This window comes from Pseudomonas sp. I3-I5 (assembly GCF_022699445.1).
Lineage (GTDB): Bacteria > Pseudomonadota > Gammaproteobacteria > Pseudomonadales > Pseudomonadaceae > Aquipseudomonas > Aquipseudomonas fulva.
Window position 1 is genome coordinate 3261277 of sequence record NZ_CP093940.1, and the last position, 22238, is coordinate 3283514.

The 22238-nt window shown below is 61.5% G+C and carries 22 protein-coding genes; 8 read left to right on the forward strand and 14 right to left on the reverse strand.

Annotated features, from left to right (window positions below; all coding sequences use genetic code 11):
• Positions 1-35 precede the first annotated feature (35 nt).
• On the reverse strand, positions 36-596 hold the full coding sequence (locus tag MOP87_RS14475) for a nitroreductase family protein (RefSeq protein ID WP_242809721.1): 561 nt from the start codon (positions 594-596) through the stop codon (positions 36-38).
• Between the two features lie 167 nt (positions 597-763).
• Here MOP87_RS14475 and MOP87_RS14480 point away from each other — a divergent pair, with 167 nt between their 5' ends.
• Positions 764-2218 carry a TrkH family potassium uptake protein gene (locus tag MOP87_RS14480; RefSeq protein WP_027915895.1) on the forward strand — a complete coding sequence of 485 codons (1455 nt, stop codon included), beginning with the start codon at positions 764-766 and terminating at the stop codon, positions 2216-2218.
• Here the strand turns inward: MOP87_RS14480 and MOP87_RS14485 are convergent.
• Entirely contained in the window at positions 2175-3236 is a 1062-nt protein-coding gene (locus MOP87_RS14485; protein WP_104926434.1) for an AraC family transcriptional regulator, read from the reverse strand. The two genes, MOP87_RS14480 and MOP87_RS14485, sit on opposite strands and share 44 nt — an antisense overlap.
• 153 nt (positions 3237-3389) lie before the next feature.
• Between MOP87_RS14485 and MOP87_RS14490 the strand changes: the two genes are divergently transcribed.
• Complete coding sequence (locus tag MOP87_RS14490) at positions 3390-3701, forward strand: DUF962 domain-containing protein (protein WP_028688034.1); 312 nt, start codon at positions 3390-3392, stop codon at positions 3699-3701.
• Between the two features lie 45 nt (positions 3702-3746).
• Here MOP87_RS14490 and MOP87_RS14495 read toward each other — a convergent pair whose 3' ends face one another.
• The 3 genes from MOP87_RS14495 to recQ form a co-directional block, all read right to left on the reverse strand.
• Complete coding sequence (locus tag MOP87_RS14495; RefSeq protein ID WP_128610291.1) at positions 3747-4028, reverse strand: SelT/SelW/SelH family protein; 282 nt, start codon at positions 4026-4028, stop codon at positions 3747-3749.
• 24 nt (positions 4029-4052) lie between these two features.
• Positions 4053-4490 carry a MarR family transcriptional regulator gene (locus tag MOP87_RS14500; protein ID WP_023533772.1) on the reverse strand — a complete coding sequence of 146 codons (438 nt, stop codon included), beginning with the start codon at positions 4488-4490 and terminating at the stop codon, positions 4053-4055.
• 148 nt (positions 4491-4638) lie between these two features.
• Positions 4639-6786: a DNA helicase RecQ gene (gene recQ, locus MOP87_RS14505; RefSeq protein ID WP_027915891.1), complete on the reverse strand. Its 2148-nt coding sequence runs from the start codon at positions 6784-6786 to the stop codon at positions 4639-4641.
• 241 nt (positions 6787-7027) lie between these two features.
• On the opposite strand from recQ, the gene MOP87_RS14510 reads away from it, so the two are divergent.
• The 3 genes from MOP87_RS14510 (at position 7028) to MOP87_RS14520 (ending at position 9656) form a co-directional block, all read left to right on the forward strand.
• Positions 7028-7615: a UPF0149 family protein gene (locus MOP87_RS14510; protein ID WP_059183734.1), complete on the forward strand. Its 588-nt coding sequence runs from the start codon at positions 7028-7030 to the stop codon at positions 7613-7615.
• 6 nt (positions 7616-7621) lie between these two features.
• Positions 7622-7987, forward strand: coding sequence for a YbaN family protein (locus MOP87_RS14515; protein WP_028688035.1), 366 nt, complete (start codon positions 7622-7624; stop codon positions 7985-7987).
• 310 nt (positions 7988-8297) lie between these two features.
• Positions 8298-9656, forward strand: a complete 1359-nt coding sequence (locus MOP87_RS14520; protein WP_023533803.1) for a TolC family outer membrane protein — start codon at positions 8298-8300, stop codon at positions 9654-9656.
• Between the two features lie 17 nt (positions 9657-9673).
• Here the strand turns inward: MOP87_RS14520 and MOP87_RS14525 are convergent, their stop codons facing one another.
• From MOP87_RS14525 to MOP87_RS14540, 5 genes are all read right to left on the reverse strand, one after another.
• On the reverse strand, positions 9674-10285 hold the full coding sequence (locus MOP87_RS14525) for a DTW domain-containing protein (protein WP_027915887.1): 612 nt from the start codon (positions 10283-10285) through the stop codon (positions 9674-9676).
• A 90-nt stretch (positions 10286-10375) separates the two neighbouring features.
• A complete protein-coding gene (locus MOP87_RS14530) occupies positions 10376-11941 on the reverse strand; it encodes a PAS domain-containing methyl-accepting chemotaxis protein (RefSeq protein WP_028688036.1) in 1566 nt (521 codons plus the stop codon).
• 346 nt (positions 11942-12287) lie between these two features.
• Positions 12288-12416: a PA1414 family protein gene (locus MOP87_RS21795; protein WP_023533827.1), complete on the reverse strand. Its 129-nt coding sequence runs from the start codon at positions 12414-12416 to the stop codon at positions 12288-12290.
• 186 nt (positions 12417-12602) lie between these two features.
• The gene (locus MOP87_RS14535) at positions 12603-13529 is read right to left on the reverse strand and encodes a DMT family transporter (RefSeq protein WP_027915885.1); all 927 of its coding nucleotides are present in this window, start codon (positions 13527-13529) and stop codon (positions 12603-12605) included.
• A 95-nt stretch (positions 13530-13624) separates the two neighbouring features.
• Complete coding sequence (locus tag MOP87_RS14540) at positions 13625-14032, reverse strand: transcriptional regulator (protein WP_242809723.1); 408 nt, start codon at positions 14030-14032, stop codon at positions 13625-13627.
• Positions 14033-14232: 200 nt separating this feature from the next.
• On the opposite strand from MOP87_RS14540, the gene MOP87_RS14545 reads away from it, so the two are divergent.
• Positions 14233-14505 carry a hypothetical protein gene (locus tag MOP87_RS14545; RefSeq protein WP_023533746.1) on the forward strand — a complete coding sequence of 91 codons (273 nt, stop codon included), beginning with the start codon at positions 14233-14235 and terminating at the stop codon, positions 14503-14505.
• Between the two features lie 57 nt (positions 14506-14562).
• Here MOP87_RS14545 and MOP87_RS14550 read toward each other — a convergent pair whose 3' ends face one another.
• On the reverse strand, positions 14563-15885 hold the full coding sequence (locus MOP87_RS14550; RefSeq protein WP_033695144.1) for a DEAD/DEAH box helicase: 1323 nt from the start codon (positions 15883-15885) through the stop codon (positions 14563-14565).
• A 140-nt stretch (positions 15886-16025) separates the two neighbouring features.
• Here MOP87_RS14550 and MOP87_RS14555 point away from each other — a divergent pair, with 140 nt between their 5' ends.
• A complete protein-coding gene (locus tag MOP87_RS14555; protein WP_242809725.1) occupies positions 16026-17333 on the forward strand; it encodes a mechanosensitive ion channel family protein in 1308 nt (435 codons plus the stop codon).
• Positions 17334-17444: 111 nt separating this feature from the next.
• Positions 17445-18443, forward strand: coding sequence for a DUF2314 domain-containing protein (locus tag MOP87_RS14560; RefSeq protein WP_104926442.1), 999 nt, complete (start codon positions 17445-17447; stop codon positions 18441-18443).
• A gap of 123 nt (positions 18444-18566) precedes the next feature.
• Here MOP87_RS14560 and MOP87_RS14565 read toward each other — a convergent pair whose 3' ends face one another.
• The 3 genes from MOP87_RS14565 to rpsA form a co-directional block, all read right to left on the reverse strand.
• Positions 18567-19502, reverse strand: coding sequence for an AEC family transporter (locus MOP87_RS14565; protein ID WP_027915878.1), 936 nt, complete (start codon positions 19500-19502; stop codon positions 18567-18569).
• 1 nt (position 19503) lies between these two features.
• Positions 19504-20379, reverse strand: coding sequence for a carboxylate/amino acid/amine transporter (locus MOP87_RS14570; RefSeq protein ID WP_104926443.1), 876 nt, complete (start codon positions 20377-20379; stop codon positions 19504-19506).
• 154 nt (positions 20380-20533) lie between these two features.
• Positions 20534-22210: a 30S ribosomal protein S1 gene (gene rpsA, locus MOP87_RS14575; protein WP_003252673.1), complete on the reverse strand. Its 1677-nt coding sequence runs from the start codon at positions 22208-22210 to the stop codon at positions 20534-20536.
• Between the last annotated feature and the right edge of the window lie 28 nt (positions 22211-22238).

Sequence of the window (22238 nt, forward strand, 5' to 3'; positions counted from 1 at the left end):
CCAGCGGCTTGGGTCAAACGCGGCGGGCTGGGCGGTCAGTCGCCCCAGGCGCTGACGAAGTCGGCAGTGGCGAGCACAGGCGCCGTGCGAGCCTCGGTCATGGGCGTACCCACATACAGGAAGCCAAGCAGCTCCTCGTTTTCTTCCAAGCCCAGGCCCTCATGAACATGGGCATCGAAGGCCAGGTCTCCGGTACGCCATACGGCACCCACGCCCTGGGCGTGCGCGGCAATCAGTATGCCGTGGGCGGCGCACCCTGCTGCCAGTTGCTGCTCGAGCACTGGGACCTTGGGGTGCTGCTTGTGCAAATGGGCAATGACCACGATCAGTAAGGGCGCGCGTAGCGGCATGGCGCGGGCCTTGCTCAATGCCGCCTCACTGGCATCACCGCGCTTCTGAACCGCGCTGGCGAACAGTTCACCCAACCGCTCGCGTGCTTGGCCTTCGATGGTCAGAAAGCGCCACGGGCGTAGCTGACCGTGGTCCGGGGCCCGCAGCGCAGCCTGAAACAAGGCCTCACGCTGGGCATCGTTGGGCGCAGGGTCGGTCAGGCGCGGGACCGAAACCCGGTTGAGCAATGCGTCGAGAGCCTCCATCGGCTACCCTCCTGGAACATGAATGTGCGGCCATTCTCAAGGGCCCGGCCCCAGGCTGCAAGCCCGACCTCGTCCGAGACCTGCAGCATGAAGATGCAGCTTGGCCTTGAGCCTTTGCGCCCCACAGGTAGAATGGCGCCCTTCCGTTTCGAGCCCGAGCAGAACACATGGCGTTGCCGACCTTAAGGATCATTGGTTTCATCATCGGCATCTTCCTCATCACCCTCGCCGTGGGCATGGCTGTCCCCATGGCTACCTTGGTGATTTTCGAACGCACCAGCGACCTGCCGTCCTTTCTCTGGTCGAGCCTGATCACCTTCGTGGCGGGCCTGCTGCTGGTAGTGCCCGGCAGGCCGGAGCACGTGCATTTGCGTCCGCGTGACATGTACCTGCTGACGGTGTGTTCCTGGGTGGTGGTGTGCGTATTCGCTGCCCTGCCCTTTCTGCTTACGCAGCACATCAGCTACACCGATGCGTTTTTCGAAAGCATGTCGGGCATCACCGCCACTGGCGCTACCGTACTCAGCGGCCTGGACAGCATGTCGCCCGGCATCCTGATGTGGCGCTCGATGCTGCACTGGCTGGGCGGCATCGGCTTCATCGCCATGGCGGTGGCCATTCTTCCCCTGTTGCGCATCGGCGGCATGAGGCTGTTCCAGACCGAATCCTCGGACCGCTCCGAGAAGGTGATGCCGCGCTCGCACATGGTCGCCAAGTCCATCGTCGGGGTCTATGTCGGGTTTTCCATTTTCGGTGCCCTGGCGTTCTGGTGGGCCGGCATGAGCCCGTTCGATGCGATCAACCACGCCATGTCGGCGATCTCCACCGGCGGTTTTTCAACGTCCGACCAGTCCCTGGCCAAATGGGACATGCCCGCCGTGCACTGGGTGGCCGTGGTGGTGATGATCCTCGGCAGCCTGCCGTTCACCTTGTACGTGGCCACGTTGCGCGGCAACCGCGGGGCCCTGATACGTGATCAACAGGTGCAAGGCTTGCTGGGCATGCTGGTCGCGACCTGGGTGATACTGGGCACCTGGTACTGGTACACCACCAACCTGCACTGGCTCGATGCCTTGCGTCACGTCGCACTGAACGTGACCTCGGTCGTGACCACCACAGGGTTTGCGTTGGGTGACTACAGCCTGTGGGGCAATTTTTCGTTGATGCTGTTCTTCTACCTGGGATTCGTGGGCGGGTGCTCCGGCTCGACGGCCGGCGGCATCAAGATATTCCGGTTCCAGGTGGCCTACATCCTGCTCAAGGCTAACCTCAACCAGTTGATACACCCCCGGGCGGTGATCAAGCAGAAGTACAACGGGCATCGCCTCGACGAAGAAATCGTACGCTCCATCCTCACGTTTTCCTTCTTCTTCGCCATCACCATCTGCGTGATGGCATTGCTGCTGTCATTGCTGGGGGTCGACTGGATGACCGCCCTGACCGGCGCGGCCGGGACGGTGTCCGGTGTGGGCCCCGGCCTTGGCGAAGTGATCGGGCCGTCCGGCAACTACGCCAAACTGCCCGACGCTGCAAAGTGGATCCTGGCCGGCGGCATGCTGCTGGGCCGGCTGGAAATCATCACCGTGCTGGTGTTGTGCATGCCGGCTTTCTGGCGTCACTGACGGCGTCGAGATCGGTGCCCAGGCGTGCCCGGTACTCGCTGGGCGTGACGCCAAACCAACGGCGAAAGGCCCGATAGAAGTTGCTAGGGTCGGCGAAGCCAAGCAGGTAGGCGGTTTCCAGCAAGGTCATGTTGGGCTGGGCCAGGTACTGTTCGGCCAATTCGCGCCGGGTATCGTCAAGTAACGCCTGGAAGCTGGTGCCCTCGTCTTGCAGCCGGCGCTGCAAGGTGCGCTGGGACAGGTGCAGTGCCTGTGCCAGGGTTTCACGCTTGGGCTCGCCCTGGGGCAGGATGCGGCACAGCACCTGACGCACCCGATGGGTCACCCGGCTCTCCGAGAAACGTGCCAGGTACTCACCGGCGAACCGATCGTGCAACACGGCCATGGCTTCGTTGGCCGTGGGCAGGGGTGCCTCCATGTCAGCCCGCTCGAACACCAGAGCATCGTGGGGGGCATTGAAGATCAACGGGGAATGAAAGGCTACCTTGTAGGGTTCCAGGTGCTTGGGCGGTGGCCCCTGTATCAGTACCCGCCGCGGCTGCACTGGCCGGCCGCTAAGCCATTTGCACAAGGACAGCGCACAGGCCAGCGACGCCTCGGCACTGTGCCGGGTGGGCGGCAAGTGGTCGCCGTGCACGGTCAGGATCAGCGAATAGCCTTCAGGGGTGAGGATGAAGCTCAAGTCAGAACTTTCGGCAATGATGCGCTGATAGCGCACCAGCCGTGCGAAGCCTTCGGCCAGGGTACGGCTGGACATCAGCGCGTAGCCCACCACATGAAAGGATGCAGGCCTGACCACGCGCGCCATGTTCAGGCCGATTGCTTCATTGCCCGACAGCTCCACCGCCAGTTGCCAGAGCCGGGTCATGGCGTCCTGCGGGAAGCGCGCATCCGGATCATCGAGAGCAGCGAAGTCCAGCCCCAGCTGCTTGAACATGGCCTGGCAATCGAGCCCTTCGAGCTCCAGCGCCTTGACGATCCCAGATGCCCAGCTGGCGGAGGTGGTTCTTTCGCTCATGGCACGCTTCTTATGCTGACCGCTCCTGCGGTGAACCCCAAGGATACTCAATTGGCGCCTATTGTCACTGGTACGCCTCGTCAGTGACTCTAGACTCGAATCAGGCTCCACGCCGTGTCTATCATTCGCCAGTCAACCTTCCGGAGCAGTGTCATGGACCGCACAGCGCAATTCCGAACCTTCGCCGAGTTCTATCCCTACTACCTCAGTGAGCACAGCAATCCCACGTGCCGCCGTCTGCACTTCGTGGGCACCAGCCTGGTCATTGCCCTGCTGGCCTATGCCATTGGTAGCGGCAAGTGGATGCTGCTGCTCGCCGTGCCCGTGGTCGGCTACGGCCTGGCCTGGGTAGGTCATTTCTTTTTCGAGAAGAATCGGCCAGCGACCTTTACCTATCCCTTCTACAGCCTGCTGGGGGATTTTGCGATGTTCAGGGACGTGCTACTGGGCAAGGTGCGCCTCTGACGCCAAAGGGCCAGACTGCCTGCGGTATCGACACGGCCAGGGCGGTCAGCGATCGTTGTGACCCAGGTCGCGCTGTGGATCGATCTGATCGCGTATGCGCTGCTTGAGCACCTTCGCTTCGGGGAAGCCGCCATCGGCCTTGCGCTCCCACACCTGCACGCCATCGCACGTGATGCGAAAGACGCCGCCGCTGCCCGGCTGCAAGGCCACCTGCCCCAGGTCCTGGCCAAACGTACTGAGTAGCTCCTGGGCCAGCCAGCCGGCACGCAACAGCCACTGGCACTGGGTGCAATAGGTGATGACGATTTCAGGCTTTGGCTCGGTCATGTGATACCCCTCGCAATCGATGGATCAGGGCTTTTCGAGGTTGCCCAGAATCTTGGCATGGACCCGCATGCAGACCTCAAGGTCTGCTTCGTCGACACCTGTGAAAAGCTCGATGCGTAGCTGATTGGCGATGGTCTCGATCTGCTCGATCAGGGGCTTGGCCGGGGGGCACAGCACAATCTTCTTGGCCCGCCGGTCTTCGACAACGGCCTGGCGGCGCACCAGCCCCTGCCCTTCGAGGCTGTCGAGCAACCGCGCCAGGGTCGGGCCCTCGACGCCGACGCTCTGGGCCAGTTCGCGCTGGGTGGGCGCCTCCTCGAACCGCGCCAGGTGCAGCAGCACCAGCCACCGCGCCTGCGACAGATTGAGGCCGGCCAGGCGGCGATCAAGCTCGGCACGCCAACCACGGGACATCTGGGCAAGCTGCATGCCGAAGCGGTGTTGATTGTCGGTCAGGGGCATAAAGCGACTCGTTGAACAGTTCTAATTGTTAGGCAGCTAATCATGCGCGGCGCGACGAGGCAAGCCGTCCGGTCGCGCTGCTGCAGGGGAAACATGCGCTGGCATGACACGGATCAGCAAACCGCTTGGGGCAAGGCAGCGTGCATCGTTACAGCTCGAACTCTGCCGCCAAGGCGGCACGCACGCAGTGCAAGACGCCGTCTGGCACACGTGATCCGAACAACGGCGCAATGGTGGAAACGGGTGGCAATTCGCCTTCGCCGTCGAGGAAGGCATCCTGGATCTCCGACAGAAGATCTTCCGGCAGGTCCAGCGCCTGTTCGAGGTTAAGCTCCTGACGCCCCAACGCCTCGGCCAGCAGGCTGTAGACATTCTTTTCCGTGCAGTCGAGCTGGCCGGCGATCTGCGCCGGCGTCATGCCGGCGCGGGCCAGGCTGACCAACTCATGACGCAAGTCCAGTACCACCTTCGGCGCCTCAGGGGTACCGCCACTGCCATTGAGCACTTCCAGGAAAGCCTGCCCGTAGCGTTCCAGCTTGCGGGCGCCAACACCGCTGACCTGCGCCATGTCGCTCAGGGTCACCGGCTGGCTGCGCAGCATCTCGAGCAAGGTGGAGTCCGGGAAGATGACGTAAGGCGGGACGCGGTGCTCTTCGGCAAGCTTGCGGCGCAAGGTGCGCAGCGCTTCCCACAATTCGCGTTCTTCTGCGCGCACCAACTGGCTGGCCGGGCTGCCGCCGCCAGAAGACGATGCCTTGGCCACGGTCTGCGGCTTCAGGTCACGGCGCAGTTGCAACGTGACCTCGCCCCGCAACAGCGGCCGGCAGCTGTCCGATAGGCGCAGGCCGCCGTAGCCTTCCAGGTCGATATCCACCAGGCCACGGGCCACCAGTTGGCGGAACAGGGAGCGCCAATCGGCCTCGGCCAGCGCCTTGCCGACGCCGAACACCGACAGTTTGTCATGTCCGAAATTGGTCACTTTCTCGGTCTGCTTGCCCAGCAGCACGTCCACCAAATGCCCCACGCCATAACGCTGGCCAGTACGAAATACCGCTGACAACGCCTGACGGGCAGGCTCGGTGGCATCCCACGTCTGCACATTGTCGACACAGTTGTCGCAGTGCCCGCAGGGCTGTTCCAGCGTCTCATCGAAGTACGCCAGCAAGGTCTGGCGTCGGCAACGTGTCTCCTCACACAAGGCAAGCATCGCGTCGAGCTTGTGCTGCTCGATGCGCTTGTGGCGCTCGTCACCTTCGGAGTTCTGCAGCATCTGCTTTAGCATGACCATGTCCTGCAGGCCGTACGCCATCCAGGCGTCCGAAGGCAGGCCGTCACGACCGGCGCGACCGGTTTCCTGATAGTAGGCTTCCAGCGACTTTGGCAGGTCCAAGTGCGCGACGAAACGCACGTTGGGCTTGTCGATGCCCATGCCAAAGGCGATGGTCGCGACCATGATCAGCCCTTCTTCGTTGAGGAACCGATGCTGGTTGGCCGAGCGCGTTTCAGCCGGCAGACCGGCGTGGTATGGCAGCGCCGGGAAGCCTTGGTCGCAGAGAAAGGCAGCGGTTTCGTCGACTTTCTTGCGCGACAGGCAATAGACGATACCTGCGTTTCCACGGCGTTCGCCGAGAAACGCCATGAGCTGCTTGCGGGGCGCTTCCTTGGGGACGATGCGGTAGAAGATGTTCGGCCGGTCGAAGCTCGAGAGAAAGCGCTCGGCCCCCTGCAGGTGCAGGCGCTGGACGATTTCTTCCCGGGTACGCATGTCCGCTGTGGCGGTGAGCGCGATGCGGGGTACATGGGGGAACAGCTCGGCCAGTTGGCCCAGTTGCAAGTATTCGGGACGAAAATCGTGGCCCCACTGGGATACGCAGTGGGCTTCGTCGATGGCGAACAGCGAAATGTCCAGGTCGCGCAGAAAATCGAGCATGCGCGGTTGCACCAGGCGCTCTGGCGCCAGGTAGAGCATCTTCACCTCGCCGCGGCGCAGGCGCCCGGCCAGCTCACGTTGCTGCTCGGCGTTGAGCGTGGAGTTCAGCGCAGCGGCCGACACCCCCAGTTCATCGAGCGTGGCGACCTGGTCGTCCATCAGTGCGATCAACGGCGACACCACCACGGTCAAGCCTGGGCGCAGCAACCCCGGCACCTGGAAACACAGCGACTTGCCGCCACCTGTGGGCATCAGCACCAGGGCATCGCCACCATTGGCTACGCATTCGATGATCGCTGCCTGGCGCCCTCGGAAGCTGTCGTAGCCGAAGATGTCCTTGAGAACGCGCTGAGCCTGTTCGAGCATGTGCAACTCCAAAAACGCCGTACCACCCCGCTACAGGCTGGACGAAAAACCCGCGCCGCACACGCCGAATGCGTAAGCGGTTTTTGCCAAGGGCCCGACAACGGTGGGCCTTTGGCTGGAAACCGCCAAGTATACCGCACCCACCCCCTGCACTGGCACCGTTGCGATGGGCGTGTCTTTGCCCCGCTGACGCTGCAAGGTGCTAGAATTCGGTATCGTTTATTCCCAAGGTAGCCCCGTAATGTCCTTCGCCGAGCAACTGACCCGCCTGCAAGCCTTCCTCGACGCCGATGAGCTGCACGAAGAAGCGCTGGACTATGTCGCCGCCCACGGCTACCTCACTGCCTTGTCGATCAACGCCGAGGAGGTGCCCGAGCGCGAATGGATCGACGCCTTGTTCGCCGAAGAACCGCACTACGCCAGCGAGGCCCAGCGCGAGGAGATCGAAGTCACCCTGGTTGCCCTCAAAGGCCATATCGCGCGCCAGTTGGCCAGCGATGACGAGTTCGAACTGCCGTGCGACCTGGATCTGGGCGATGACCCAGACGACTCCGACCTGCGCGGCTGGTGCATCGGCTTCATGGAAGGGGTTTTCCTGCGTGAGGAAGCCTGGTTCGAGAACGCCGAGGAAGAAGTGAGCGAGATGCTGCTACCGATCATGGTCGGTTCTGGCCTGTTCGACGAGCAGCCTGAATTTGCCGACATCGCCAGTAATGCCAGCCTCCAGGACGACATGATCGTGCAGATTCCCGAGGCCCTGACCGCGCTGTTCCTGCTGCTGCATGCTCCGGAAGAGAAACCGGCACTGCTCAAGCCCCGTCACCACTAAGCCGGCATGCGCTACCTGTTGCTGGCCATCGGCTGGCTGAGCGTGGCGCTGGGCGTGGTCGGCATCTTCCTGCCGGTACTGCCGACCACGCCGTTTCTCCTGCTGGCAGCGGCGTGTTTTGCCCGCAGCTCGCCGCGCTTTCACAACTGGTTGGTCAACCACCCTCGCCTGGGGCCCTGGATCAGGGGCTATCTCGGGGGCGAGGGGATGCCGCTCAAAGCCAAGGCTTACGCCCTAGGCCTGATGTGGTTGAGTATCGCCGTTTCCTGCTACCTGGTTGCGTTTCCTTGGGCACGGCTGTTCATGCTGGCCAGTGCGGTGGGCGTCACTGTCTACATTCTTCGACAAAAAACCTATACACCGCGTAAGTGACAATAATTTGTCGCCAAATATCAATTTGGCCTTCCGTGCTGGTTTTTTATCTAAATCCGTTCTGGAACTGCCTGTAGCCCATGTCCAGCGCCATCTGGACGGCGCCGAGTGGCGCCTGACTCAGCAGCAACCCTACTAATCGTTAGACAATTAATGTCGAACATGGCACGTTGATATGAATAAATCTTCTTACTCATTCCAGTGAATGTACTTAGCTGTGGGCTTAAAAACCTGCAACACTATACGGCATCAAAATATAGTCATTTTTTTGGCGATCTGCAGGAAAAACCAGGATCAGGGAGAGGTACCCATGCGTCTTTTGAACCCCATCACCAGCGCGTTGCTGTTGGCTCTGGCAAGTGCCCACGTGCAGGCGATGTCGATCACCGAAGCTGTCCAAAGCGCCGTGGACTACCACCCCCAGGTCAGCTCGAACCGCAACAGCAAGTTGTCTGCTGATGAAGATGTGAAGTTCGCCCGTGGCGGCTACTACCCCTCCGTCGACTTGGTGGCGGGCTACGGCCGTCAGCGCTCTGACAACGCCAATACGCGCGCAGAAGGTCGTCATAACAAAGAAACCCTCAACTACTCCCAGGCCGACCTGCGCCTGCGGCAGATGATCTTCGATGGGTTCAACACCTCCAGCGAGGTGGGCCGCACCCAAGCGGTCTCCACTTCCCGTGCGTACTACACCCAGGCGGTGGCTCAGGACGTTGCCTTGCGCGCCATCGAGGTCTACCTGGAAGTGCTCAAGCGCCGCGAACTGGTGAGCCTTGCCAAGAACAACCTGCAAGCCCACCTGCGAGTGAACGACCAGATCGGCCTGCGCAACGAACGGGGCGTAGGCAGCACGGCTGACCTAGACCAGTCCCGTGCCCGTCGCGCCCTGGCGGAAAACAACCTGGATACCGCAGAGGTCGACCTGGCCGATGCCGAGGCCAACTTCTTCAGCGTCGTAGGCCGTGTGCCGGATGAGCTGGAAGACCCGCAAGCGGTTGCCGTGCAGATGCCTGCAACGCTGGAAGAAGCACGCGAAGGCATGCGCCAGAACAACCCCTACATCAAGTCGGCACAGGCAGACGTGAACGCTGCCGAAGAGCAGTACAAGGTTGCCAAGTCGACCTTCTACCCGCGCTTTGATGCCATTCTGGCCACCGGTGCCAACAACAACACCGGCGGTGAAAAAGGCCACAGCAACAACGACTGGCAGGCAGGCGTAGAGATGAACTACAACCTGTTCCGCGGTGGCAGCGACAAGGCACGCCTGAACTCCGATGCGCACAAGATCAACCAGGCTATGGACATTCGCAACAATGCACTGCGCGAGCTGACCGAAAACCTGAGCCTGGCCTGGAACGCCTTGAACAACGCCAGCAAGCAGTTGCCTACCGCGCGCGAATACGCCGACACCACCAAACGGGTACGTGCTGCCTACCAGGACCAGTTTGGCCTTGGCCAGCGCACCCTGCTTGACGTGCTCGACAGTGAGAACGAGCTGTACAACGCCGACCGTCGTTACACCGAGGTACGTTACACCGAGGCCTATTCCCGCTACCGGGTACTGGCCACCATGGGCGAGCTGTTGAGCAAGCAGCGCATCTCGCTGCCGCCTGACGCCTATGCTGCCACCGAGGTGCGCACCGAAGCCCATCTGCCCGAGATGCGCTGATTGCACCGGGGCGCCGCTCAGGGCGCCCCTGTGTCCTTGCGATGATTACGCTGGTAGGTGCCTGCCCCCATGGCTTGGATCTGCCCTTCGATCAGGCCTTCGAACGGCGCCAGCACGGCGTCGAAGCTGACCGGTTGCTCGAGCACGTTCAAGGCCTGCACCACCGCCTCGATGGTCGATAGCGCGCCTGCCTCCGGGGCCTTGCGCAGTCGGTAGCGTGACGGCGTCACATTCCCTAGGGTTACTTTCGGCAGAGCCGCCAGCAGCGGGTTGAGGTACATCAACTTGCGCGCCTTGCGCCAGGTGCCGTCCGGCACGACCAGCAACAACGGCATGCCGTCGGTCTGCGTGTAAGGCCCGAGCGCTTGTGAGTCCGCGCCCGGGAACAACACCACTGGCCGATAACCTGGCATTGCCAGCCATTGATCCAGGTCCTTGAATACCTCACCTACGTGCAACTGGGCATTGACCAGGCCAAGCGCTGCCAGGCGAGCCGTGTTCAGCGCATGAGACGCCTCGCTTGGGTGCTGCAGCAGCAACACGCGGGTCCTGCTGCTGATCGCAGGTATCAAGGCGCAGAGGCAATGGTCGAGGGGGCGCAGGCAGCGCTCGCAGCGGGGTCTGGACATGGGATCTCCTTGGCCGCGCAGTGTGCCACACAATCGCAGATCAACTGGCACGCCTTCAGGCCAAAGCGCGCCCAACGCAGGCATTGGCGATCAGCGATTGAAGCGCTCGGCCAAGCCATAGAGGTAGTCGGCCATGCGTTCGAGGTCCTGGCTGATTTGCGCGCCTTGCCGTGCCTGCCCGGCGCTTTGATCGCACAACTGGGCAATGCGCGTGATCTGCTGGTTGATGTCCTCGGCCACATGGCTTTGCTGTTCGGAAGCGGCAGCCATCTGCTGGCTCATGCCTGTGATCCTGCTGACCGCCTGGGCGATGCCGACCAGCGCGTTCTGCACGGCCTCGACGCTTTGCCTGCTGTCGCGCGCGATGCGTTCACCGTGGCCGGCGGAACTCACCGCCCGCTCGGCACCGGCGCGCAGGGTGGCGATGATCTGGTGAATTTCCTCGGTCGAGGTGCGGGTACGCTGGGCCAGCGAACGGACCTCGTCGGCCACCACGGCAAACCCCCGCCCTTGCTCTCCCGCACGGGCTGCTTCGATAGCAGCGTTGAGTGCCAGCAGGTTGGTCTGCTCGGCAATGGCAGTGATCACATCGACCACGCTGCCGATGGACTGGGTCTGCTGAGCGAGCGCATTGACGGCCTGGCCAATGTCACTGACCGCCTCGCTCATGCTGTCCATGGCGTGCAGGCTCTGCTGGGCCAGCTCGCTGCCGCGCTGAGCGAGCTGATCGGCGTCACCGGCAGCATGGGCCGTGTTCTGAACGTTCTGCGTGACCTGCTGGATGGTGGCTGCCATCTCGGCGATGGCAGTGGCCGATTGATCCGTCTCACTGCGCTGACGGTCAAGCATCGCGGCCTGGGTGTCTGACAATTTCGAGGATTGTGACGCCCGGTCCTTGACCCCCACGCCTGCATCCTCAAGCCGGGTCAGGGCCGTTTGCAGGCGTGCTTCTTCACTCAGGATGGCCAGGTCCATTTGCCCATGCAGCCCGGGGCTGGCGCTATAGGTCAGCGCCACCAGCGGGCTGGTGAAAGCCTTGGGGTGTGCGGCCAGCGTGCGCTGGATGGCTTGGCTGTGCTGGCGTTCGATGACGTACCAGGCCAGCAGCAGACTGGTCATCAGTACCGCCAGCGCAGCGTAGGCCGGCAGGCTGGCATAGGCGAACGCCGATATCACCCCGGCGGCGGCAAGCGGCCAGCCAGTCCCCAGGCGCTGACGCACACGTGCCACCCAAGGCAACGCGGCGCGGTCACTGCGCAGGCGTGCGTACAGGCGCTCGGCACGTGCGATCTGCGCGCGGCTGGGCACTGAACGCACTGACTCGTAACCACTGACGCGGCCTTGTTCGTAGATGGGCGTGACATAGGCACTGACCCAGTAATAGTCACCGTTCTTTGCCCGGTTTTTGACGATTCCCATCCAGGGCTTGCCCTGCTTGATGGTGTCCCACATATGGCCAAACACCGCGGCGGGCATATCCGGGTGACGTACCAAATTGTGGGGCTGACCCACCAACTCGTCATAGGTGAAGCCACTGATGGCCACGAACGCTTCGTTGCAGTAGGTGATTCGGCTATCCAGATCGGTGGTCGAGATCAGGCGCTGATCGCCGGGGAAGGTTCTTTCGTGCTCGGTGACGGGCAGGTTCGTGCGCATCTTCGGCGATCCTTGCAGGATGAAAATGTGAGAAAAATAGGCGCAAGGTTGATATGTAGCAGAGCGCTTTCAAATAGGAGGCCGTAGCCGCAGGAAATTATTGCATCCTGACGAAATACATCAACGCAATGTTTAACCCAATGTCGCAGCTGGCTGAAACAGGTCGCAATGAACGGGGATGAGCGCATGAAGCGGGAGGCATGACAGGGGGGCGGAGCGGGGTTGCATCAGGCGGCATTAAGCCGCCTGAACAGACGGAACCTGGCAGCGGACGTGCCGGGAGCAGAAACGCTGATCGGAACAAAAAAGCCGCTCTACCCAAAACGGGAGAACGGGCTTCGCTCGCTCAGCGGCGTCGTGGCTGGCGAGGGCGCTGCTTTTCGTCAGTCGGTATGGGAACCGGCTGCAAGGGCGGCGGAATCAAACCCAAGGCAACCCCAAGGTCGTGGAGCCAGTTGTACAGTGCTTTATTCATAATGCCCCCTTTACGGGTAAGCCTAACGGCGAATCAGTTCGGCGCTGCCTTACACAGATCATAGCCGCATGTATCGGCTGACGCCTATATCTGATCTTACAGATGGGGGTGATTGTGACGCCGATCAAGCCGTTTGGGGGATTTCCTGGCACCGCCAATCGTTTCCCTATGTTACTGCTTGCCCCCTCATCCGACCCATTTGCGCAATTGCTGCCGTACCCAGGGCTCGGCACTTACCAGAACCACCCCCAAGAGCACCAGCACAGCGCCAAGCACGAAATTCACGGTCAGCGGCTCGCCCAGGATCAACACCCCGAAGGTGACGCCGAACAGGGGCGTGATGAATGAAAACACAGCCAGGTTCGATGCCAGGTATTTGCGCAACAGCCAGAACCAGGTCAGGTAGCTGATGAACGAGACGATTACGCCCTGAAACAACACGCTCCCAACCGCCAGCGGCGTCATGACCACATCGCCGGCCTGCCCCGTGATCAGCCCAATGAGCAGTAAACCGACGAAACCTACGGCTAGCTGATAGAACAGGGTAAGGGTTGCCGGCGCCTCGGAAAGCCGCGACCCCCTGACCACGACCGTGGTCGCGCCCCACGCCAAGCCGGCCAGTACCCCGAAGGCATCTCCCAGCAAGGTGCGCCCGTCCATGTTGGCCCATGACGTCCCACCCGCAAAGGCCATTGCAATGCCCACGAACGCCAGCAGTATACCCAGCCACTGCAACAACCTCAGCCGTTCGCTGGGCAGCATGAAATGCAGGCCAAGGGCAGTGAAGATTGGCGCTGTGTACAGGAATACTGACATGTGCGCGGCCGTGGTCAGCTTGAGCCCTTCGGCAATGAACAGAAACTCAAGCCCGAACAACCCACCCGCCAGTACACCCGCGCGCCAGGTCACCCCCATCTGCTTCCAGTCGCCGCGCCAAAGCACCATCAACCCGACCAGCACCGCAGCGATGCAATTGCGCAGGGTTGCCTGCATCACCGGGGCAATGTCCACGGCGGCCGTTTTTATCAGCACCTGCTGGCTGCCCCAGATCAGGCAGAGCACCACCATGACCTGGAACGCGAAGGCATCGGGGTTTTTGCGGGCCACGCTCATCGGCGGACCTCGAGACGGTACAAAGGCATGCGCAGTGATTCACCTGAAGAGAGGGACAGGAGATTATCGATTCACGCATGCCTCACTGGCCAGCCTTAAATGGCACCACCGGCAATCTGCGCCTTGGACGAGACGTGCTCGAAGGTGCTTTCATGCAACGCATCTTCTTGATCGTCCAGCACTTGCCGCGGGTGTTCAAAGCCTGGAATGCTGCTGTCGATCAGGCTCATCAGGCGCGACCCTCGCTCGGTCAGTACGAAGTTCTCGCCGTTACCACCCTCCTCTTCCGGGCGGCTTTGAATATAGCCTCGCTCCAGAAGCAGCTTCTCATAGTCGCAGGCCTGGGTTTTGAGGCGATCCAGGTCACCGACCGGCTCACCCTTGGCCGCCAGGTCAGCGGCATGCGCTTCGGCATAAGGGCGGGGCGTGAAGTTTTGCCCGCTACCGTTTTGTACTTCATGCAACAAGCGTTCGATCAGGTCCCAGTTATAGACAGTACGCATGCGATTACCTCCTGGTGTGCGTCGAGGATGTACACAGGCTTGGGACCTTCCGAATCTTCGCACGTTCCACGCAAATGGCCTGAAGGTCGCGTGCATTAGCTGCAAGAAACCACGCCAGCTTCTGCCCATTCATCCAAGGCTGTGAACCAATCGGTTCGCTGCACCTCAACCGTCCATCAACAACGCCGGAGGGCTAAAGGATGAAACCACTGCTGCGTATTACTTGCCTGGTTACCTTGTGCAGCGCGGTGCCCGCCTGGGCATGCACGCCGGAAGAAGCGACGCAAAAACGCGAGGAACTGGCTGGGCTGGTGGCTCAACTGACCGAACAGAACCCGGCGAAGGCCAAGGAAATCAACGAGGAACTGCAAGGCATGCAGCTGGGAACCGCCAGCAAGGACTTGCCGGACAAGTGTCAGTTGATCGACACGCGTATCAAGGAATTGAAAGCGGCCGAGAAAAAGGCAGGATGATACAGGGACGTTAGGCCAGAGCAGCGCTGAGCGCTGCCCTGGCCCAGACCCCTGGTATTACTCGGCTGAGGGCTTGCGCTTCTTCAACGGTGCGAGCCCATCGGAGCTGGTCAACGGTGCGTTGGCCTTGGGCTTGGCCGTAGGCTTGCGCTTGGCAGTGGCCTTCTTGTCACCACCTTTCTTGTCCGTCTTCTTCTTTTTGGTACTGGCAGCCTTGCCAGACGCCTTGACCTTCTTGGGCCCGCTATAGGTGCCCTTGACTTCCTTGATGACCCGGCGCTCGAACTGCTGCTTGAGGTAGCGCTCGATGCTGGACATCAGGTTCCAGTCGTTATGGGTGATCAGCGAGATCGCCAGGCCTTCGCCGCCGGCGCGCCCGGTACGGCCCACCCGGTGCACGTATTCATCGCCGCTGCGTGGCATGTCGAAGTTGATGACCAGGTCCAGCCCATCGATGTCCAGGCCCCGCGCGGCCACGTCGGTGGCGACCAACACCTTGGAGCTGCCCTGCTTGAAGCGCTCGATGGCCAGCTTGCGGTCTTTCTGGTCCTTCTCGCCATGCAGCACGAACGCCTTGACGTCCTTGGCGACCAGGTGACCGTAGATACGGTCGGCCATGGCGCGGGTATTGGAGAAGATGATCGCCTTGTCGAAGGTTTCGTTGGCCAGCAGCCATTGCACGATCTGCTCTTTGTGCTGGTCATGGTCGGCGGTGATGATCTGTTGGCGAGTGCCCTCGGCCAATTGTGACACGCTGTTGAGCATCAGGTGCTCAGGGTCCTTCAGGACCTTGCCGATCATGTCGCGCAAGGCCGCGCCGCCGGTAGTGGCCGAGAACAGCAGGGTCTGCTCGCGGTTTTCGCATTCCTTGCACAGGCGCTCCATGTCCTCGGCGAAGCCCATGTCGAGCATGCGGTCGGCTTCGTCCAGGATCAGCACCTGGACGTGGGACAGGTCGAGGTTGCCGGCGTTGAGCTGCTCAAGCAAACGGCCCGGTGTGCCGATCAGCACGTCCGGCACCTTGCGCAGCATGGCGGCCTGTTCCTTGAAGTCTTCGCCCCCTGTCACCAGGCCCGACTTGATGTAGGTGAACTGCGAGAACAGCTGCACCTGCTTGAGGGTCTGCTGTGCCAGCTCACGGGTAGGCAGCAGGATCAGCGCGCGAATCTCCACACGACGCTCGCGCAGATCGACCAGACGATTGAGCAGCGGCAGAACGAACGCTGCCGTCTTGCCACTGCCGGTCTGCGCGGTGACACGCAGGTCCCGCCCTTGCAGCGCCAGGGGAATGGCGGCGGCCTGCACCGGGGTAGGCTCGACGAATTTAAGCTCGGCCACGGCTTTGAGCAGGCGTTCGTGCAAGGCGAATTGGGAGAACACGGAGGTAACCTCAGGCAAGTACGGAAATCAGCTGCATAGGGTAACGTTTTCTGGCGATTTAGCCGAATTTCTTTTGGCATGGGCCTGCCCATCCGCGTTCTAATAACGCTTCGTTTGGCAACAAGACTGTAAGCAAGCCCATGGACATCCAACGCTTCTGGCGCGACTCCCTCGACCTGTGGGGCACACTCGACCAACACCCCATGCTGCACGCCGCCATCGGCCTGGCCGTATTGCTGGTGATATCGCTGATTCTAGGGCGCCTGGGGCGCTTTCTGGTGCTGCACGGCGCCCGCCTGCTGGCACGCCAGCCAGCCCTGAAATGGCTCGACGACTTGCGTCACAACAAGGTCTTCCACCGCCTGGCGCAGACCACACCGTCGCTGGTGCTGCAGTTCGGGCTCAAGCTGGTGCCGGAGCTGTCCGACACCGCCCAGCACTTTCTGGGCAACCTGGCGTTGGCCTTCACGTTGCTGTTCATGACCATGGCCGTGTCGTGCCTGCTCGATGCCCTGCTCGACATCTATGCCCGCACCGAGCACGCCCGCACTCGCTCCATCAAGGGGTATGTGCAACTGGCCAAGATGATGCTGTGGATCTTCGCGGCCATCGTCATCGTCGCTACCCTGATCGACCGTTCGCCGTTGCTGCTGCTGTCTGGCCTGGGCGCGATGTCGGCCGTGCTGCTGTTGGTGTACAAGGACACGCTCTTGTCGTTCGTGGCCAGCGTGCAGCTGACCAGCAACGACATGTTGCACGTCGGCGACTGGATCGAAATGCCGCAGGTCGGCGCCGATGGCGATGTGGTGGACATTACCCTGCACACGGTCAAGGTACAGAACTTCGACAAGACCATCGTTTCCATCCCCACCTGGCGCCTGATGAGCGAATCGTTCCGCAACTACCGTGGCATGCAGCAGTCAGGCGGCCGGCGCATCAAGCGCAGCCTGTTCATCGATGCCGCCGGGGTCCGTTTTCTGACCCGAGAAGAGGAACAGCGCCTGGGCCAGGTGCGCCTGCTGGGTGACTACCTGGCCGGCAAGCGTCAGGAGCTGCAAAGCTGGAACGAAGCCTTGGGGCCGGTGGCGGAACTCTCGGCCAACCGCCGCAAGCTGACCAACATCGGCACCTTCCGCGCCTTCGCTCTGGCCTACCTGAGAAACCATCCCGACGTGCACGCGAACATGACCTGCATGGTCCGCCAGATGCAGACCACGGCAGAAGGCGTGCCGCTGGAAATCTACTGCTTCACCACCACCACGGTGTGGGCCGAGTACGAGCGCATCCAAGGGGACATCTTCGATTACCTGTTGGCGGTGCTGCCGGAGTTCGGGTTGAGCTTGTATCAGCAGCCCAGTGGCAATGACATGCGCGTAGGCCTGGCCGGGCACAATGCGCCCGTGCAGGAGCCGATGCCGCGGCATCTGGAGGAAATGAGCGAGGCTTAAGCCAGGCGGCTGTGTTCAAGGCTCGCCAGCCTCTCGAACCAGCTCCCTGCTCTTCGGTCAGATGACCTTGATACTCCTCGTCATCAACGCGCACTCACACGGATGTACCCCATGACCGAGCAAATCATCTACCCGGCCGACGACAACAGCCCTGCCCTTCAAGCCGCCATCGCCAATGCACAGGCCACGTTCAAGTTCTTCTGGCGCGAGCTCTCCTGGGAGGCGCGCCGGATCATCAAGGGCCTGGAAATGGCCGCCGTGAAGATGGCTTTCCCGGTCCAGGGCGACGACCCGGAACTGCCAACCGTCGAGAACATGTGGCTCAGCGAAGTGGCGTTCGACGGCGTCTCGATCAGCGGCGTACTGCTCAACGAACCGGAATGGGCTACGGGCTTCGATGCAGCGCAGCGTGTGACGCTGCCGTTTTCGGCGCTCACTGACTGGATGTACGTGTCTGCCGGTGAGGTCTATGGAGGCTTCACCATCGATGCAATGCGCAGCGAGATGCCCGCAACCGAACGTGCTGAACACGATGCGGCGTGGGGCCTGGAATTTGGTGAGCCCGGGTTCGTGGCGCTCGTACCGGCACCCAAAGGGCAACCTCAGGTATTGCTCTCGCGGGCCCTGGATACTCCCGCTGACGCCGAAGCGCTCAAGCGGCTGGAAGAGGCTGACCATCCCATGGCCGTGAACATGGTGGCGCAGGTGCACGATGCACTGGTGCAACATCCTGCCATGGTGACCGATCCCGATGAGGGCGGTTGGTTGCTGCTGCACCGCGAAACGCTGGCGGGCAACTACCCGGTGGTGAGCGCTCTGCTTGAGCACGGGGCCGACACCTCGGCGCTCAACCCGCTGGGTCAAACGCCGTTGCAACTGGCCGAGCAGGCAGGCTGGCCGCGACTGGTGCGATTGTTGCGCGGGGAGGAGGTGCCGCTTGCAGCGCCGCACGCCCCTGCCCCGCAGGCGCGACCCGCTGAACCTGACGAGGAGCAGACGCACACCCGGCCCCACGCCCAGGCGCAGCCACAGCAAAACAGCCGGCCGCACTGGATGATCGTGGCTGGCGTGGTATTCGTGGTGGCCTTGATCTGGCTGCTGGTGCGCTAGCGACCTACCCGGCGGTCAAGCAGCCGTGTCGGTGAGGCGTTCTGGACTAGCGCCTCACCCTCAGTGTTCAGGTCCCGGCCAGCATGTCGCTGATCGGAATCTCTGAGCGTTCGAACCGCTCATTCACTGCGCATACCCCAAAAGGTAAAGCAGCGCCGTCAAGGTCAGCAGTGAGACCACCGTTGACCAGAGAATGGTCCTGGAGATCAAGCCCGCATCCCGGTTGTAGTACTCCGCCAGCATGAACGGCCCAGTACCGGTGGGCAGTGCAGCCAGCAGCACGGCCGAGGCGGCCCACATGTCGGGCAGGTGAAACACCTTGTACGCCAGCACCCAGGTCAGCGCCGGCTGGCCGATCAATTTCAACGCCACCAGCGGCCAGGGGCTGGCCTGTGCGCGCGGCTGTTTCTCTGCCAGAAAGGCTCCGAGCGACACCAGTGCACAGGGCGTGGTGGCCAATGCGAGCATGTCGAGCAAGTGCATCACCGGTTCGGCCAGCCCCAGCCCGGTCATGGCCCACGCTGCACCTGCCAGCGGCGCGACGACCAGCGGGTTTTTGGCCAACGCCTTGAGCACCAGACCCACGGCGCGGCCCACTTCGGGCTCATCCTGCAAGCCGATTTCGATCAGCATCAGCGACAGGGCAAATACCAGGCAGACCACAATCAACGATGAAATCAGCGCTGGTTGCAAGCCAGGCTGACCGAACAGCAGCAAGCACAAGGGAATGCCGATGTAGCCGGTGTTGGCGTAGCCGGCACTCAGCCCATCGATGCTCGACGCCACTAATCCATGGCCGCCGCGCAGCCGCCATAGCAGGGTAATCGCAAACATCGCCAGGGCCCCGGCGCCAAATGCGGCGATGAACCCAGGGTGCCAGATTTCAGCCCAGGTGGCCGTGGCGGTGACCTTGAACAGCAAGGCCGGCAGGCACAGCCAGACCACCATCTTGTTGATTTCGGCCGCTGCCTTGTCGCCCAGTTTATGGGTACGGCGGCACAGGTAGCCGACGATGATCAACGCAAAGATCGGTGCGACAATCACGAAAACGGTATGCATGTCAGGCTTTGCCGGGCATTGGGGCCTGTGCCCGTGCACTGAAACGACTCAACCATACTGATCCCAGAATGATGGCTCCGCCTGCCAGAAGCCGCCCAAGCGGTTCATGCTGGTTCCAGATCAGCAGGTTGAGCAGCAGCCCCACCGGCACGTGCAGGTTGTTCATCACGGCGAGTGTGCCACCCGATACCAGGCAAGCACCCTTGTTCCACCAGTACAGGCCCAGCGCCGTGGGGCACAGCCCCAGAAACACCAACACGCCCCACTGCACCGACGTGCTGGGCAGGTGTGCGCTGTTGCCGAACAACACAAACGCAGGTAGGACCACCATCAGTGCCCCCAGGTAGAAATAGCCGAACCGCGCATAGTGCGGCAGGTCACTGGGAAAACGGGCAACCAGATGCCGATACAACACTTGGCCCGCGGCATACGTGAAGTTGGCCAGCTGTAGCAACAGGAAGCCCATGAAGAATTCGCCACTGATGCTGTCGAAGCGAATCACCGCCGCGCCGGCTACGGCCACCAGCGCTGCCAGCAGCGCCCATGGGTTGAACCGCCGGTTCATGGCATCTTCGATCAGGGTCACGTGCAACGGCGTAAGAATGGTGAACAGCAATACCTCAGGCACGCTGAGCACGCGAAAGCTCAAGTAAAGGCACACGTAGGTGATGCCGTACTGCAAGGCACCTATCAGCAGCATCGAGCGGACAAAGCGCGGTTCTACCTGCCGCCAGCGGGTCAACGGCAGAAAGACCAGGCCCGCCAGCACCACGCGTGCAAGCACGGCAAAATAGCTGTCGACGTGACCGGCCAGGTACTCGCCTATCAAGCTGAAAGAGAACGCCTGGATAAGCGCAACGATGATCAGATAGCCCATGGTTGTCTCTCGAAAATCAAGGTCGGGACCTTAGCGGGTTGAGGCAAGCGAGTTCAACCACGAAAAACGTAGGGACACGCCCTAAACGAGGCGAAGATGACGCCCATAAAAAAGGGCGACCCGAGGGTCGCCCTTTTTACCGATCAAACAGAACTCAGTTCTGCTTGGCCATTGCTTCGCGCAGCAGCGCAGCCATGGTGGTATCGGCAGCCGCTTCCGGAGCGTTTTTCAGGCTCTGGATGGCTTCACGCTCTTCAGCGTCGTCTTTGGACTTGATCGACAGGCTGATGACACGCGATTTGCGGTCAACGCTGATGATCTTGGCTTCGATCTCTTCGCCTTCCTTCAGAACGTTACGCGCGTCTTCAACGCGGTCACGGCTGATTTCGGAAGCTTTCAGAGTGGCTTCGATGTCGTCGGCCAGGGTGACGATGGCACCTTTGGCGTCAACTTCTTTCACGATGCCCTTGACGATAGCGCCCTTGTCATTGACAGCAACGAAGTTGGAGAACGGATCGTCTTCCAGCTGCTTGATGCCCAGGGAGATGCGCTCGCGCTCTGGATCGACCGACAGGATGACGGTTTCCAGCTCGTCGCCCTTCTTGAAACGACGTACGGCTTCTTCGCCGGTTTCGTTCCAGGAGATGTCGGACAGGTGAACCAGGCCGTCGATGCCGCCGTCCAGACCAATGAAGATACCGAAGTCGGTGATCGACTTGATGGTACCGGTGATCTTGTCACCCTTGTTGAACTGGCCGGAGAAGTCTTCCCATGGGTTGGACTTGCACTGCTTGATGCCCAGGGAGATACGACGACGCTCTTCGTCGATGTCCAGAACCATGACTTCCACTTCGTCGCCAACCTGAACGACTTTCGACGGGTGGATGTTCTTGTTGGTCCAGTCCATTTCGGAAACGTGTACCAGACCTTCAACGCCTTCTTCCAGCTCAGCGAAGCAGCCGTAGTCGGTCAGGTTGGTTACGCGAGCCTGTACGCGAGTACCTTCTGGGTAACGGGCAGTGATAGCTACCCACGGATCTTCGCCCATCTGCTTCAGACCCAGCGAAACGCGGTTGCGCTCGCGGTCGAACTTCAGAACGCGTACGTCGACTTCGTCGCCAACGTTAACGATTTCCGATGGGTGCTTGATACGCTTCCAAGCCATGTCGGTGATGTGCAGCAGGCCGTCGATACCGCCCAGGTCCACGAATGCGCCGTAGTCGGTGAGGTTCTTGACGATACCTTTGACTTGCTGGCCTTCCTGCAGGGTTTCCAGCAGGGCTTCGCGCTCGGCGGAGTTCTCGGCTTCCAGCACGCTGCGACGGGAAACGACAACGTTGTTGCGCTTCTGGTCGAGCTTGATGACCTTGAATTCCAGCTCTTTGCCTTCCAGGTGGGTGGTGTCGCGCACTGGGCGGACATCAACCAGGGAGCCCGGCAGGAACGCACGGATGCCGTTAACGTCGACAGTGAAGCCGCCCTTAACCTTACCGTTGATAACGCCCTTGACCACTTCTTCGGCGGCGAAAGCTGCTTCCAGAACAATCCAGCACTCGGCGCGCTTGGCTTTTTCACGGGACAGCTTGGTTTCGCCAAAGCCGTCTTCGACCGCGTCCAGCGCAACGTGCACTTCGTCACCGACCTTGATGGTCAGCTCGCCAGCTTCGTTGTAGAACTGCTCGAGCGGGATGACGCCCTCGGACTTCAGGCCAGCGTGTACGGTAACCCAGTCGCCGTCGATGTCGACAACGATACCGGTGATGATCGCACCCGGCTGAAGATTGAGGGTTTTCAGGCTTTCTTCAAAGAGTTCTGCAAAGCTTTCGCTCATTTTAATTCCTGTAGATTCGGGCGAAACA